The organism is Vibrio sp. 1402, assembly GCF_033340275.1.
This window is the reverse complement of the sequence record NZ_JAWOWE010000003.1, coordinates 426,890-443,003: the sequence shown is the minus strand read 5'-3', so window position 1 is coordinate 443,003 and position 16,114 is coordinate 426,890. Positions and strand designations below refer to the sequence as shown.

11 protein-coding genes are annotated in these 16,114 nt (G+C 45.3%); 1 reads left to right on the top strand and 10 read right to left on the bottom strand.

Translation table 11 applies throughout. From position 1 onward, the window contains the following. Positions 1-67: 67 nt before the first annotated feature. From carB to secA, 5 genes are all read right to left on the bottom strand, one after another. Positions 68-3,301, bottom strand: a complete 3,234-nt coding sequence (gene carB / locus R7044_RS08410; RefSeq protein ID WP_005381854.1) for a carbamoyl-phosphate synthase large subunit — start codon at positions 3,299-3,301, stop codon at positions 68-70. A 16-nt stretch (positions 3,302-3,317) separates the two neighbouring features. Next, the gene (gene carA / locus R7044_RS08405; protein WP_017821483.1) at positions 3,318-4,457 is read right to left on the bottom strand and encodes a glutamine-hydrolyzing carbamoyl-phosphate synthase small subunit; all 1,140 of its coding nucleotides are present in this window, start codon (positions 4,455-4,457) and stop codon (positions 3,318-3,320) included. A 481-nt stretch (positions 4,458-4,938) separates the two neighbouring features. Further along, entirely contained in the window at positions 4,939-5,748 is an 810-nt protein-coding gene (gene dapB / locus R7044_RS08400; protein WP_005381860.1) for a 4-hydroxy-tetrahydrodipicolinate reductase, read from the bottom strand. A 110-nt stretch (positions 5,749-5,858) separates the two neighbouring features. Then, positions 5,859-6,257, bottom strand: coding sequence for an 8-oxo-dGTP diphosphatase MutT (gene mutT / locus R7044_RS08395; RefSeq protein ID WP_005387387.1), 399 nt, complete (start codon positions 6,255-6,257; stop codon positions 5,859-5,861). 155 nt (positions 6,258-6,412) lie between these two features. After that, a complete protein-coding gene (gene secA, locus R7044_RS08390; protein ID WP_005387389.1) occupies positions 6,413-9,142 on the bottom strand; it encodes a preprotein translocase subunit SecA in 2,730 nt (909 codons plus the stop codon). Between the two features lie 407 nt (positions 9,143-9,549). Between secA and R7044_RS08385 the strand changes: the two genes are divergently transcribed. Next, entirely contained in the window at positions 9,550-10,008 is a 459-nt protein-coding gene (locus R7044_RS08385; RefSeq protein WP_137281709.1) for a DUF721 domain-containing protein, read from the top strand. Positions 10,009-10,121: 113 nt separating this feature from the next. Here R7044_RS08385 and lpxC read toward each other — a convergent pair whose 3' ends face one another. The 5 genes from lpxC to murC all read right to left on the bottom strand — a co-directional run bounded on the left by lpxC (position 10,122) and on the right by murC (position 16,097). After that, the gene (gene lpxC, locus R7044_RS08380) at positions 10,122-11,039 is read right to left on the bottom strand and encodes a UDP-3-O-acyl-N-acetylglucosamine deacetylase (RefSeq protein ID WP_005381871.1); all 918 of its coding nucleotides are present in this window, start codon (positions 11,037-11,039) and stop codon (positions 10,122-10,124) included. Positions 11,040-11,140: 101 nt separating this feature from the next. After that, complete coding sequence (ftsZ, locus tag R7044_RS08375; protein WP_017633617.1) at positions 11,141-12,379, bottom strand: cell division protein FtsZ; 1,239 nt, start codon at positions 12,377-12,379, stop codon at positions 11,141-11,143. A gap of 30 nt (positions 12,380-12,409) precedes the next feature. Then, positions 12,410-13,672: a cell division protein FtsA gene (gene ftsA, locus R7044_RS08370; RefSeq protein WP_005372946.1), complete on the bottom strand. Its 1,263-nt coding sequence runs from the start codon at positions 13,670-13,672 to the stop codon at positions 12,410-12,412. Beyond that, on the bottom strand, positions 13,665-14,447 hold the full coding sequence (locus tag R7044_RS08365) for a cell division protein FtsQ/DivIB (protein WP_005387393.1): 783 nt from the start codon (positions 14,445-14,447) through the stop codon (positions 13,665-13,667). The genes ftsA and R7044_RS08365 overlap by 8 nt, the downstream gene beginning before the upstream one ends. Positions 14,448-14,639: 192 nt before the next feature. Further along, the gene (gene murC, locus R7044_RS08360) at positions 14,640-16,097 is read right to left on the bottom strand and encodes a UDP-N-acetylmuramate--L-alanine ligase (protein WP_005387395.1); all 1,458 of its coding nucleotides are present in this window, start codon (positions 16,095-16,097) and stop codon (positions 14,640-14,642) included. Between the last annotated feature and the right edge of the window lie 17 nt (positions 16,098-16,114).

Genomic DNA, 16,114 nt, shown 5'->3' with positions numbered 1-16,114 from the left:
GCTCAAATGAGCGGGCAATGAGGTTGTCATGTAAGCCCTGATTAATGAGCTTACTGATTTTTATCTGTTACGCGTCTAGACTCGCTTTCACTTTAGCGTGTAACTCTTGAACCGAAGTTACTGACGCTTTTGCGTCTGCAGTATGAGACATACATGTTGCGAACGCTGCATTCAGTGTCGTTGTGTAGTTCACTTTTTCTGCCAGTGCACCACGTCGTAGAACTTTCGAATCTTCAATCGCTTGACGACCAGCAGCCGTGTTTACGATGTAGGTGTATTCGTTGTTCTTGATGCGGTCAAGAATGTGTGGACGACCTTCGTGTACTTTGTTTACCAAACGTGGGTTAATACCCGCTTCGCCCAGAATTACAGCAGTACCGTGTGTCGCATCCAACTGGTAACCCAGTTTCACTAACTTAGAAGCTAGGTCAACAACACGCTCTTTATCACCTTCACGTACAGACAGTAGCGCACGACCACCTTCAGGATAAACCGCACCACAACCTAGCTCTGCTTTCGCGTAAGCTTCTGCGAACGTTGCACCCACACCCATTACTTCACCTGTTGAGCGCATTTCAGGGCCCAATAGAGGGTCAACCCCAGGGAATTTGTTGAACGGCAGAACCACTTCTTTCACTGAGTAGTAAGGAGGGATAATCTCTTTAGTAAAGCCTTGTGACTCTAGAGATTGACCCGCCATTACACGTGCAGCGATTTTCGCTAGAGGAGCGCCTGTCGCTTTCGATACGAATGGTACCGTACGAGCAGCACGAGGGTTCACTTCAATTAGATAAACGTCGTTATCTTTCACAGCAAACTGCGTGTTCATCAAACCGCGTACACCGAGTTCGAATGCTAACTTCTCAACTTGCTCACGCATCTTGTCTTGAATTTCCTGACTTAGCGTGTATGCAGGCAGTGAACATGCAGAGTCACCAGAGTGAACACCCGCTTGTTCGATGTGCTCCATGATACCGCCGATAACGACGCGTTCACCGTCACAGATAGCATCAATATCAACTTCGGTTGCATCATCCAAGAAACGGTCTAGCAGAACTGGAGACTCGTTCGATACGCTTACTGCTTCGTTGAAGTAGCGACGCAGGTCTTGCTCGTCGTATACGATTTCCATCGCACGACCACCGAGTACATAAGATGGACGAACAACTAATGGGAAGCCAATTTCTTTCGATTTCTCAACCGCTTGCTCCATCGTTGTTACTGTCGCGTTTTCTGGCTGAAGTAGACCTAAACGGTCAACAGCGGCTTGGAAGCGTTCGCGGTCTTCCGCACGGTCGATAGCATCTGGGCTAGTACCAATGATTGGCACACCAGCCGCTTCTAGAGCACGAGCCAGTTTAAGTGGCGTTTGACCACCGTACTGAACAATCACACCTTTTGGTTTTTCAACACGAGCGATAGACAGTACATCTTCCAGAGTTACTGGCTCGAAGTACAGACGATCAGACGTATCGTAGTCAGTAGATACCGTTTCTGGGTTACAGTTAACCATAATGGTTTCGTAACCGTCTTCACGCAGCGCAAGTGATGCATGAACACAACAGTAATCGAATTCGATACCTTGGCCGATACGGTTTGGACCGCCACCAAGAACCATGATCTTATCTTTGTCTGTTGGGTTTGCTTCACATTCTTCATCGTAAGATGAGTACATGTAAGCCGTGTCAGAAGAAAACTCTGCTGCACATGTATCCACACGTTTGTAAACCGGATGAATATCAAACTGCTCACGAGCACGGCGAATTTCACTTTCAGCGACACCAAGCAATTTAGACAAGCGAGCATCAGAGAAGCCTTTGCGTTTCATCTGACGAAGCACTTCTTTGGTCAAACCTGCGTAGCCGCCCGCCTTGACTTGTTCTTCGAGTTTTACAATTTCTTCGATTTGAACCAGGAACCAGCGGTCGATTTGAGTCAAGTTGAACACACCGTCGACTGACATACCCGCTCGGAATGCATCGGCGATGTACCAGATACGCTCTGCACCTGCTTCTTTAAGTTCGTGACGAATCTTAGTCAGTGCATCTGGCGCTTCCAGATCGACCATCTCATCAAAACCAGTTGCGCCAACTTCTAGGCCACGCAGTGCTTTGTGAAGAGATTCTTGTTGGTTACGACCAATCGCCATTACCTCACCAACCGATTTCATCTGAGTTGTCAGACGATCGTTTGCACCAGCAAATTTCTCGAAGTTAAAGCGAGGGATCTTAGTTACGACGTAGTCGATAGTTGGTTCAAATGACGCAGGTGTTGCACCACCTGTGATGTCGTTTTGTAGTTCGTCTAGCGTAAAGCCAACAGCCAGTTTCGCGGCAATTTTCGCAATTGGGAAGCCTGTTGCTTTTGATGCTAGCGCAGAAGAGCGAGATACACGCGGGTTCATCTCGATGATGACCATACGACCATCTTTCGGGTTGATACCAAACTGTACGTTTGAACCACCTGTTTCAACACCGATTTCACGCAGAACAGCTAGCGATGCATTACGCATAAGCTGGTATTCTTTGTCAGTCAGTGTTTGTGCTGGAGCAACCGTGATTGAGTCACCCGTATGGATGCCCATTGGGTCAAAGTTCTCGATTGAACATACGATGATACAGTTGTCCGCTTTGTCACGAACGACTTCCATTTCGTACTCTTTCCAACCGATGAGTGACTCATCGATAAGAAGTTCGTTGGTCGGAGATAAGTCCAGACCACGACGACAGATTTCTTCGAACTCTTCTTTGTTGTACGCGATACCACCACCAGTGCCACCCATGGTGAACGATGGACGGATGATACAAGGGAAGCCAACCATATCTAAAACTTTGTAAGCTTCTTCCATGCTCTTCGCTGTATCTGCGCGAGGACACTCAAGGCCGATAGACTTCATCGCTTTATCAAAACGAGAACGGTCTTCCGCTTTGTCGATTGCATCAGCCGTTGCACCAATCATCTCTACGCCAAACTCTGCGAGAACGCCGTGCTTCTCTAAATCTAACGCACAGTTAAGTGCTGTCTGACCACCCATAGTTGGCAGAACTGCATCAGGACGTTCTTTCTCGATGATCTTGCGTACAACTTCCCACTGAATCGGCTCGATGTAAGTCGCATCTGCCATCTCTGGGTCAGTCATAATCGTTGCTGGATTAGAGTTAACTAGGATAACTCGGTAGCCTTCTTCGCGAAGAGCTTTACACGCTTGTGCGCCAGAGTAGTCAAACTCACATGCCTGACCGATAACAATCGGACCAGCACCAAGAATTAGAATACTTTGAATGTCAGTACGTTTTGGCATTATCTACTACTCCGAATTAAGCGCTGTGTTTTTTGATTAGTTCGATAAAGTGGTCAAATAGCGGTGCCGCGTCATGTGGACCAGGGCTCGCTTCTGGGTGACCTTGGAAGCTAAATGCTGGCTTGTCTGTGCGGTGGATACCTTGCAAAGAGCCATCAAATAGCGATACGTGAGTAGCACGTAAGTTTTCCGGTAATGTTGCTTCATCTGCCGCAAAGCCGTGGTTTTGCGAGGTAATCATCACAACGTTACGCTCTAAATCTTTTACTGGGTGGTTTGCACCGTGGTGACCAAACTTCATTTTCACCGTTTGCGCACCTGATGCTAGCGCCAGAATTTGGTGACCTAGACAAATACCAAAAATTGGCAGGCCTTTTTCTAGGAACACTTTGGTTGCTTCAATCGCGTAAGTACATGGTTCTGGGTCACCAGGGCCGTTTGATAAGAATACGCCATCTGGATTTAGTGCCAGAACTTCTTCCGCTGACGTTTCTGCAGGTACAACCGTTAAGCGGCAGCCACGGTCAACCAACATTCGTAAGATGTTGCGTTTTGCGCCGAAGTCGTAAGCGACAACGTGGTATGGCAGCTCGCTGTCATCTTTCGCCTCTGGAAGTCCACCTTCAAGCGTCCACGAACCTTGCTTCCATTGATACGCTTCTTTTGTTGTAACTTCTTTCGCAAGGTCCATTCCTTTTAAGCCTGGGAATTCTTTTGCTTTCGCTAGTGCCAAAGCTTCGTCTAGGTTGTTGCCCGCAACAATACAGCCGTTTTGAGCACCTTTTTCACGCAGGATACGAGTGAGCTTACGAGTATCGATATCAGCGATGCCAACGATATTTTGAGACTTAAGATAATCAGAGAGGGATTGTTCGTTACGGAAGTTAGAAGCGATTAGAGGAAGATCGCGAATCACAAGGCCTTGTGCATGAATGGAAGAGGATTCTTCATCTTCGGAAGTGGTTCCGGTATTGCCAATGTGAGGATAAGTGAGAGTGACGATTTGCTGAGAATAGGAAGGATCAGTGAGGATTTCTTGATACCCCGTCATCGAGGTATTAAAAACGACTTCACCAACGGAAAGACCATCTGCCCCTATGGACACTCCGCGGAACACTGTCCCATCTTCTAGGACCAACAGTGCTAATTTACCCAAGACAACCTCCAGAATAAAAATGCAAAAAAAATAAATCAAACTGCAAACATGCCTTCCTTTACCTATAAAATCTACATAAATAGGTATTTCAGACAAATTGGCGGTATTCTAAAGTTGGACTCGAAACCTGTCAACCTACAATCAAAAATAAATGATTAATTTCTAGCGAGTAAGGTCATTTTGAATCAGTAAGGCCCAAAAAGATAACTTTTACATGCTATTACATAGAGAGGCATAGAGGTTTAATGAATTTTACAAATTTGAACTTTTTAGAGATCACAAAAAAGTATGAATTTTTCACGCAAACGTTCACTCGACAAAAAAGACATTAGTTTTTAGACATCAAAACCCAAAACACCCACAAAACAACCAAAACAACGACAAAAGTAAGCACCAAAATACTTTCTGTTAGAATCATTTCATTTACAAATAATTCTATAGATATAAAAAAGCCGGCTACCGCCGGCGAATAATTATGTATTTAGAGTTCATTCAATCCCAAAACATCTGTCATGGTATAAAAGCCCGCTGGTTTGGCACTCAACCAAACAGCGGCCTTGACGGCGCCATTAGCAAACGTCATACGATCGGTCGCTTTGTGCGTTATCTCCACTCGTTCCCCGATATCAGCAAACATGGCTGTGTGCTCACCGACGATATCGCCAGCGCGAATTGTAGCAAAGCCGATCTCATCTTTAGTACGTTCACCTGTGATACCTTCTCGCGCATAGACAGCTACATCATTCAGCTTGTTGCCCATCGCACCAGCAATGGCTTCGCCCATCCCGATAGCGGTACCAGAAGGAGCATCAACTTTATGACGATGATGTGCTTCGACAATCTCAACATCACAGTAGTCGCCCATCACTTTGGCTGCTTTCTCAAGAAGCTTAAATACTAGGTTCACACCAACAGAGTAGTTAGGAGCCATGACAACAGGCACTTGCTTAGCGGCTTCGTCAATCAGTTCACGCTCTGCATCACTGAAACCAGTCGTCCCAATCACAATACTCTTTCCATGCTTCTTACACAGTTCAAGATTCGCCAACGTACTTACTGGGGCAGTAAAATCGATGATTACATCAAAATTATCGACGTCTTTAGCAAGATCATCCGTTAAGAACACATCGAATTTGCCTTCACCACAAAGTTCACCGATATCGACACCGACAAGTGAGGACTCAGGTCGTTCTGATCCCGCGCTCACTGTCGCCTCTGGGTTAAGGTGTGAAGCTTTAACCAAATTACGGCCCATTCGGCCTGCTGCTCCTGCGATTGCAATACGAACCATTGCGCTTTCTCTCCTTCTCTGGATAACGAGGTTTGCTCTCGTTCTCTCGTTTCGCTTAATCTGTTTAAACTAACAACATACCGTGGTTACCACAAGCAAGTTCATCAGGCTTAAGCGAACTCTTTTACGACACGCTCCAAGATAGGCACGTTCGCTTCAGGAAAGGCATAGTTACCCAATTCTCTTATCTCAACCCAGCGACCTTCTTGACCTTCTCGGCCGTAAGGCTCATTACTGAACTTAGATACCGTAATAAAATCAAACTTAAGTGATTTGTCTGGATAGTCATATTCCAAATGCTCGAAAAGGGCTTGCTCAGTAACTTCAATTCCTACCTCTTCTTCAAGTTCTCTTGCTAGAGCATGTTCAATACTTTCTCCTGACTCGACTTTCCCGCCGGGAAACTCCCAAAACCCGCCTTTATGCTTGTCGTCTGGACGCTTTGTAATAAAAATTTTTGATTTGTCTTGGTTAAAAATAATAGCCGCGACTATGTGAATTCTTTTCATAGGGGTTCCTAACTCTCAAGCCGTTACACTTCAACGGTCTTTGCATCTCTAAAACTATCCGATGCTATCAAAACTTATGAAATTCGACAGCCACAGAATTTGCTTAAAAAAAGAGCCGCCTAGGCGACTCTTTAAAACATTATCTGACTAATACGTTAGTCGATTTTGCCGTGGCACTGTTTATACTTCTTACCACTACCACAAGGGCAAGGCTCATTGCGACCTACTTTACGTTCATCACGTACCATTGGCTGACTTGAACCTTCTTCAGATTCTTCACCTTCAGAAAGAGGGTTTTGTGCTGCTGCGTGTTGCGCTTGAGCACGACGAGCGGCCTCTTCAGCTTGCGCACGACGTTGCTCTTCCATACGTTCAACTTCTTCTTGTTGCTGAACTCGAACGCGAGATAGAACAGTAATCACATCAGTTTTCAGCGCTTCTAGTAGACCTTCAAACAGTTCAAACGATTCACGCTTGTATTCCTGTTTCGGGTTCTTCTGCGCATAGCCGCGTAAGTGAATACCCTGACGCAAGTGATCCATTGCTGCCAAGTGCTCTTTCCAAAGCGTATCCAGAGTTTGAAGCATAACCGATTTCTCGAAGTTACGAAGTACTTGCGCACCCACCACTTCCTCTTTCTCTTTGTACACTTCAACGGCTAGATTGATGATCTTCTCGCGTAGCGCCTCTTCGTAAAGCTTATCGTCTTCTTCAAGCCATTGCTTCACTGGCGCATCAAGATCGAAGTCTGCTTTCAAGCGCTCTTGTAGACCTTCAACGTCCCACATATCTTCTAGTGATTGTGGCGGGATGTACTCATCAATAACCGCTGTTAGCACATCTTCACGGTTTTGCTCGATCATACCGCTGATGTCTTCAACGTTCATCAATTCGTCGCGCAGCTCGTAGACAACCTTACGCTGATCGTTCGCCACATCATCGTATTCTAGTAGCTGCTTACGGATATCAAAGTTACGGCCTTCCACTTTGCGCTGTGCTTTTTCAATTGAGCGAGAAAGCATTTTCGATTCAATAGCTTCACCTTCTTCCATACCACTTTGAATAAGGCTCGCCATACGATCAGAAGTGAAAATACGTAACAAAGAGTCTTCCATAGATAGGTAGAAGCGCGATGAACCCGCATCACCTTGACGACCAGAACGACCACGTAGCTGGTTATCAATACGGCGAGATTCGTGGCGCTCAGTACCAATGATGTGTAGACCACCAGCATCTAGTACTTGATCATGTACCACTTTCCACTCTGCTTTAATCGCATCGATTTGTTCTTGAGTTGGGTTCTCCAAAGCTTCCACTTTTGATTGCCAACTACCGCCAAGCACAATATCCGTACCACGACCGGCCATGTTGGTCGCGATAGTTACCGCACCCGGCATACCCGCTTCAGCAACAATTTCCGCTTCCTTCTCATGGAATTTCGCATTCAATACGTTGTGTTTGATCTTCGCTTTCTTCAAGGCGTTGGAGAGTAGTTCTGATTTTTCAATCGATACGGTACCAACCAATGTTGGCTGACCTTTCGCAACGCGCTCTTTGATATCTTCAATGATTGCAGCAAACTTCTCAGCTTCGGTGCGGTACACCACATCCGGCATATCGTTACGAATCATAGGTTTGTTGGTTGGGATAACCACCGTTTCCAAGCCATAAATAGATTGGAACTCAAACGCCTCAGTATCCGCAGTACCTGTCATACCAGACAGTTTTTCGTATAAGCGGAAGTAGTTCTGGAAGGTAATCGAAGCCAAAGTTTGGTTTTCGTTTTGAATCTTAACGCCTTCTTTCGCTTCTACTGCTTGGTGAAGACCTTCAGACCAACGACGACCTGGCATTGTACGACCAGTATGTTCATCAACAATTACTACTTCACCTTCGTCAGTAACGATGTAATCAACGTTGCGCTCAAACAACACATGAGCACGCAAAGCGGCATTCACGTGATGTAACATGCTGATGTTAGTCGGAGAGTAAAGTGTGTCACCCTCTTCCATAAGACCATTTTTCACCAACAGTTCTTCAACGTACTCTTGGCCCGTTTCTGTGAGGTATACTTGCTTTGATTTCTCATCAACAGTGTAGTGACCATCACCACGATATTCTTCAGAGTCTTCTTTGTCTTGCTTTTTAAGATGCGGGATCAAAAGGTTGATTCGGGTGTATAGCTCAGAGCTATCTTCAGCAGGACCAGAAATGATTAAAGGGGTACGAGCTTCATCAATTAGGATTGAGTCCACCTCATCGACAACTGCAAAGAAGCGTTCACGTTGTACGCGATCTTCGCTACGGAAAGCCATATTGTCACGAAGGTAGTCAAAACCAAATTCATTGTTCGTTCCGTACAAGATGTCAGCTTGGTACGCTTCTTTTTTCTCTTGAGGAGGCATGTTTGGCACGTTTACGCCAACAGTCATACCTAAAAATTCAAATAGAGGGCGGTTTGTCTCTGCATCACGTTTAGCTAGATAATCGTTCACTGTTACAATATGAACGCCTTTACCAGCTAGGGCATTTAGGTAAGCAGGAAGCGTTGCCGTCAGCGTTTTACCTTCACCCGTACGCATTTCAGCGATTTGACCCGCATTTAGAACCATACCACCGATAAGCTGGACGTCGAAGTGGCGCATACCGTAGACACGCTTAGATGCTTCACGAACCGTAGCAAAAGCTTCTGGAAGTAGTTTATCAAGAGTTTCACCCTTCTCTAGGCGCTCACGGAATTCAACCGTCTTTGCTTTTAACTCTTCGTCACTTAGAGCCTCGAATGTTGGCTCATAGTTATTAATTTCTTTTACAATTTTTCTAAGGCGGCGCAGTGTTCGGTCGTTGCGACTGCCAATCACTTTTGTCAGTAGCTTAGTTATCATTTTTCGTGAATCTCTCTTTATTCAGACCGTTCCCGATCTACTCATAATGCCTTCAGTCTCTGCCAGTTTGGAACTAAGAATACTGAGATAAATCATTTATCAAAGATATTGAGTTCAAACATCCATATTTCAAGGCTAAGTTTTGAAACAATGTGGCTTAGTGTAAGGATTTTTAATCGATACAACCATAAATAGACGTATTTGTTTGAAGCACTCTGAAGTTTTTACTTAAAGTGGTGACTGATTAGCCGATATTGCATACCGCAATATGTGTAATCCATCCAGAGCAAACTTTGCTTTTTACCTTGCTACATTGTAAAACTGAAGCTAAAGACGTTAATGTAAACTATACCTTGATAGAAAGCTGCTCTAGAATAGCTATATCTCAACAAAATTAGATTTTACCTATGCGTGATCACCGTCCAACCTCGACTGAAGATGTTATTGCTGAGTCACAGTTCAAGCAGATTCAAGAACATGCTGGAGAAATCTTACAGCTTAACCAAGCTTTGCAAGAGGTCTTACCCACGGGGACGGCCGATCATTGCCGAGTAGCGAATGTTCGTAACGGCCATCTATTGATCGATGTCTCTAGTGCCGCGATCAAAATGAAGATCGATTACGATCGCCTCATGATCCTAAATAAACTTCGTACTCAAGGCTTTGCCAAGCTGATGAGCGTTGAAGTGAGGATCAATCCTTCACTATATCGAAACCGCTTTCAACAAGACGACAGACCTAAGCGTCCACCACTAACCCAATCTGCAGCAAAGTCATTAATGACGATTGCCGACATGGCGCCACCGAAAATTCAAGAGCGTTTAAAACGATTAGCCGATATGGCAGAAAAGGAAGATCGTAAGTGAACGTTATTTCAATATGCTGAAAGCTTGAATGTTATTGATAAATCCAGGATTAAAGCCAAATAGCAAAAAACCAGGCATAAGCCTGGTTTTTTATTAATTCTAATGCCAAGTATTTACGCAAGCACCATATTTGGTTCTGCGAATGCTACTGGTGAGCCGACTTCTTCTTCGAATGTAGTCCACTCCCACGCTTCCTGATCTGCAAGAACAGCACGTAACAGTTGGTTATTTAAACCGTGGCCAGATTTAAAGGCACGGAATTCACCAATGATTGGGTGGCCACACATGTAAAGGTCACCAATCGCATCCAACACTTTGTGAGTCACAAACTCATTTTCAAAGCGTAGACCTTCTTCATTAAGAATACGGTAATCATCCAAAACGATAGCATTGTCAAAACTACCACCCAAAACTAGGTTTTGAGATTGTAGATATTCGATATCACGCATAAAGCCAAACGTACGTGCTCGAGAAATCTCACGAACAAAGCCTTTTGACGAGAAATCAAACAGCAAACGTTGCTCGTCTGATTCAATCGCTGGGTGATTAAACTCAATTTCGAAGTCCATACGGAAGCCGTTAAATGGTACAAATTCTGCCCATTTATCACCATCTTCAAAACGAACTGGCTTTTTGATGCGGATGAAGCGTTTTGGCGCATTTTGCGTTTCGATACCTGCTTGTTGTAGCAAGTATACAAATGGGCTTGCACTACCATCCATGATCGGAATTTCAGGTGCGTCTACTTCGACAACAATGTTATCGATGCCCATACCAGCAAGTGCCGCATTCAAGTGCTCAACAGTTGAAATACGCACACCTTCATCGTTTACCAATGCAGTACAAAGCATGGTGTCACGAACCGAAGCTGGATCAGCTGGAAAATCTACAGGTGGATTTACATCTGTACGACGGTAAATGATACCTGTATTTGCAGCAGCCGGGCGCAGAGTAAGTGTGACTTTACGACCAGAGTGGAGACCCACACCAGTTGTTTTCACTATTTCTTTCAGAGTACGTTGTCTGATCATCTGCTTGCCTCTCAAAAATTTGCTACAAAACACGGCCGTCTGTAACGTCGACCGTGAATGCTACCATAATTTTGAGCCATGTCAAATTTATGGGTTAAAGATTAATCAGCCTGACGACGCAAAAATGCCGGTATATCTAAATAACCACTTTCCTTTTCTTGCTTTGGAGCCGCAGAACTTTGGCTCGACGAAGCTGGAGAAGAAGGAGCAGTGTTTGTCGGCTGAGGAGTTACCTGTGGCTTCTCTTGCACTTGATTATTTTGCAAGGTCTGTGCCGGTTTTTCTTCAGCTTGCGTTGCCGCTGCTTGTTGCTGTGGTTGAGCTTGCGGCGTCGGTGCCACTTTCGCTTTACCACCCGCAACTAGCGTGATATCTGGCTTTTTCTCATTACCAATACCTGTCGCTACAACTGTTACGCGGATTTCGTCAGTCATATCAGGGTCTAGAGAAGTACCGATAACAACAGTCGCATTGTCAGAAGCGAATGCCTTCACTGTATTACCAACCGTCTCAAACTCGTCAAGACGCATATCCAGACCAGCAGTAATATTGACAAGAACACCACGAGCGCCCGCTAGATCGATGTCTTCCAGAAGTGGGCTAGAAATTGCCATTTCAGCCGCTTCTTCAGCACGGTCTTCACCTTTGGCGATGCCGCTACCCATCATTGCGTGACCCATTTCAGACATTACAGTTCTTACGTCCGCAAAGTCGACGTTGATCATGCCAGGGCGAGTAATTAGCTCAGCAATACCTTGAACGGCATTCTTAAGAACATCGTTAGCGCTTGCAAAAGCTTCTAGTAGTGTTACACCACGACCAAGTACTTTAAGTAGCTTTTCGTTTGGAATCGTGATCAAAGAGTCAACATGCTTAGACAGCTCATCGATACCTTGCTCAGCAAATGCCAAACGCTTTTTACCTTCAAAACTAAACGGTTTAGTTACTACCGCTACTGTTAGAATGCCAAGCTCTTTAGCCACTTCAGCAATAACAGGCGCTGCACCAGTACCGGTACCGCCACCCATACCAGCTGCGATAAACACCATATCGGCGCCAGTCAGGGAATCTTTAATTCGATCTCTGTCTTCGAGAGCTGCGTCACGGCCAACCTGTGGATTAGCACCTGCACCCAGACCTTTAGTGATATCACCACCGATCTGAATAACATTGCCAACGCTTGTCTTACGAAGTGCTTGCGCATCAGTGTTGACGCTGATGAATTCCACACCTTCGATGGATTCACGCACCATGTGTTCAACGGCGTTACCACCGCCGCCACCAACCCCAACGACCTTGATTACTGCATCGTCAGACATTTCCATCATCGGTTCAAACATGTGTTGTCTCCGTTTATCCTGCAACTCAGGTTAAAACTCTTTTTGTATCCAGTTACGCAATTTATCGAAAAAGCCAGTTACAGATGAGCGTTTAGGTTCATTATAATCGCTATCGTCGCTAGACTGCATGTCTCTTGCGTAATGAAGTAATCCAACTGCCGTAGAATGGTACGGCTCTTTTACATAGTCAGTTAATCCGCTGACTTCGAGCGGTTTGCCGACCCTTACTTGATTGCGGAATACGCGTTCCGCACATTCTACCACTCCGTCCATTTGCGCAGCACCGCCGGTGAGTACAACTCCCGCAGCCAGATGGTGCTTGATACCCTCTTCGCGCAATTTTGCTTGTACAGAGTCGATAGTTTGGTTAACCAGTCCCATAAGCTCAGAGTAGCGTGGCTCAATCACTTCTGACAACGTTTGACGTTGCAGGCTACGTGATGGTCGTCCACCTACGCTTGGTACATTAACCGTGTCATCCTTACTGACCAGTTCACTCAAAGCACAGCCATATTTGACTTTTATTTCTTCAGCATCGCTCACTGGCGTGCCAAAAGCAAAAGCAATATCACTGGTTACAGCATTTCCTGCGTACGAAAATACTTCTGTGTGACGTAACGCACCGCCAGTCCAGATGGCCACATCCATCGTGCCGGCGCCAATATCAACCACACAAACTCCAAGCTCTCTTTCATCCTCGGTGATTACTGCATTACTAGCAGCAAGCCCAGAAAATACGAGTTGTTCTACTTTAAGGCCGCAGCGTTCTACCGCCTTAATAATGTTGCGTGCCATGTCATTATGGCATGAGATAAGGTGGACACTCACTTCCATTCTTACCCCAGATAAACCAAGCGGATTTTTGATTCCTTCTTGGTAATCAATGGTGAACTCTTGCGGGATCACATGAAGAATTCGCTGTTCATCACCGATTTTAATCGATTTTGCGGTATGGATAGCGCGATCCATGTCTTCTTGAGACACCTCTTCATCAGAAATCGTGCCCATACCTTTTTCAATTCGGCTTGCGATATGCTTACCAGACAACGAAATGAAGACTCGGCTGATCTGGCACTCTGCCATTAATTCAGCTTGATCAATTGCACGTTGTACTGATTTTACAACCGACTCCAAATCATTCACGCCACCTTTATCCATGCCACGTGAGGGGCTACTACCTGCGCCAATAATATTAATTTGACCGTCTGGTAAAACCTCACCCACTAGAGCCGATACGGTTGCAGTGCCTATATCAAGACCAACAATAATGTTGTCATCAGCGGCCTTAGTCATCTGTACTCTCTTCTAACTCTTGTTCAGGAAACCAACCAACTGCGGCTCCTGTATCGTACCTAAGATCGATATAACTGATTCTTTGCGTGTCACTGCCAAGCTTGTTATAGAGCTTAAAAAAGCGCTCTATACGCTCAAGAAGAGACTCTTTACCGAGCTCTAATCGAATACCGTTATCAAGGATGATTTGCCAAGCTCGTCGCTCGTTTAATACCAGAGACGATATCGCTAAACCCAATTGCTGAAACTTAGGACTCAAATCACGGTAAGTCTGTAAGACTTCCGGTCCGCTATCTTTGGGTCCGTACAGCTTCACTTTTTCTTCTTGCAACAGAGCAACATCTCCATCAAAAACGAACCCGTTTTTATCTAACAGTTCGTTGCCATTCCAAATGGCTTCTGGTTGATGCTCCGTCAAAAAAACTTTTACTGTATCCGGCCACTGCTTTCGGATTGCGGCATGCGCTACCCATGGCAGAGCTTCGACACTTTGCTGTAATACATCAATATCCTGAGACATAAATGTACCGATGTGATCAATTCGACTAAATGCAGCCTGCACATCGTCAGCTTGGACATACTCCAGTTTCCCCTGAAGTACTATTTTGGAGAGAGGTAACCTTTGGTCATCCCACATCCAACTGATCGCCGCGTACAAAACAGAACTAATTAAAGTCACAACCACAACGAAAAATAACGCACCCAAGATTTTTTCTTGGCGACCACGGTTGTTGCCCGTGTTTGGTCGCTCGTCATTCAGTGCAATATTCAACAACGTCTTCGTTTCCTGACTTTTGTCGTGTACTTTTTACCCATATAATTGCGCAGAGGTAAAAGTCTTGACTTTAACCTTGGGATTATACTGAGCTCTTGTAAACTATCAAACACTGATAGCAATAAATCACAATGATATTGACGCAAAATCGAGATCCGAGTCTTTATCTGTCCTTCGCATCAACAATATGTGTCAGCCAAGCATCTTGTTTATATTCAATTTAAGACCTGCCAGCTGTTTCGCCACTTTACCAATATCACCCGCACCTTGCGTTAAGATTAGGTCGCCGTCTTGTATAACGTTAGCTAAAACTGAAGGTAATTGCTCGATTTCTGGAACAAAAATCGGGTCTACCTTGCCTCGGCTGCGAATTGTGCGACATAAAGCGCGCCCATCAGCACCTGCAATCGGCTTTTCACCCGCTGCGTAAACATCCAGCATGATCAATACATCCACCTGTTCAAGCACATTCGCGAAATCATCGTATAAATCACGAGTACGGCTATAACGGTGCGGTTGGAAAATCATCACCAAACGCTTGTCTTGCCAACCACTGCGTGCTGCATTAATGGTTACATCCACTTCTGTTGGATGATGGCCGTAATCATCAACAAGCATTGCATGGCCGTTGCCAGTATCAAACTCGCCAAGGTGATCAAAACGTCTTCCCGTACCTTGCGTACCAGCCATTGCCTTTAGGATCGCATCGTCTTCAATGTCATCTTCAGTAGCAACCGCAATCGCAGCAGACGCATTCAATGCATTGTGACGACCTGGAATATTCAGCGTGATATCTAAGTTAGCTCGCCCTTTACGTACTACCGTAAATTTGCCTTGCTGCCCCTCTTGACGATAATCTTCAATACGTACGTCGGCATCTTCAGAAAAACCGTAAGTTATCACTTGACGACTAATACGTGGGATTAACTCTCGAACCACAGGATCGTCAATGCAAACAATTGCTTGGCCGTAAAACGGTAGATTATGAAGGAAATCGATGAAGGTTTGCTTTAAGGTTTCAAAGTCACCACCATAGGTATCCATATGATCGGCTTCGATATTGGTAACAATGCTCACCATTGGTTGCAAGTGCAGGAATGACGCGTCACTTTCATCTGCCTCTGCAATTAGAATACGACTCGAGCCTAGACGCGCATTTGTACCTGCGCTTTTCACCAAACCGCCATTCACAAACGTTGGATCAAGACCGGCTTCAGAATAGATTTGAGTAACAAGAGCGGTCGTCGTGGTTTTACCGTGTGTACCCGCAACGGCAATACCGTGACGGAATCGCATCAATTCAGCCAACATCTCTGCGCGGCGTACAATAGGGATGCGTAATTCACGTGCCGCCATCACTTCTGGGTTTTCTTCGTTGATCGCCGTTGACACAACAACCACACTGGCTTTTTCTACATTACTGGCTTGATGACCAATAAATACCGTCGCACCTTTTGATACCAAACGCTCTGTCACAGCGTTCTCTGATAGATCAGAACCTGTGATTTGGTAGCCTTCGTTCAACAGCACTTCTGCAATGCCGCTCATGCCCGCACCACCAATACCGATGAAGTGGATGGATTTCACGCGGCGCATCTCTGGCACCATTGCGCGAATCTGAGCTAAGTCTTGTGTATGTTGGATTGTCATCAATTCTATTCTCAATA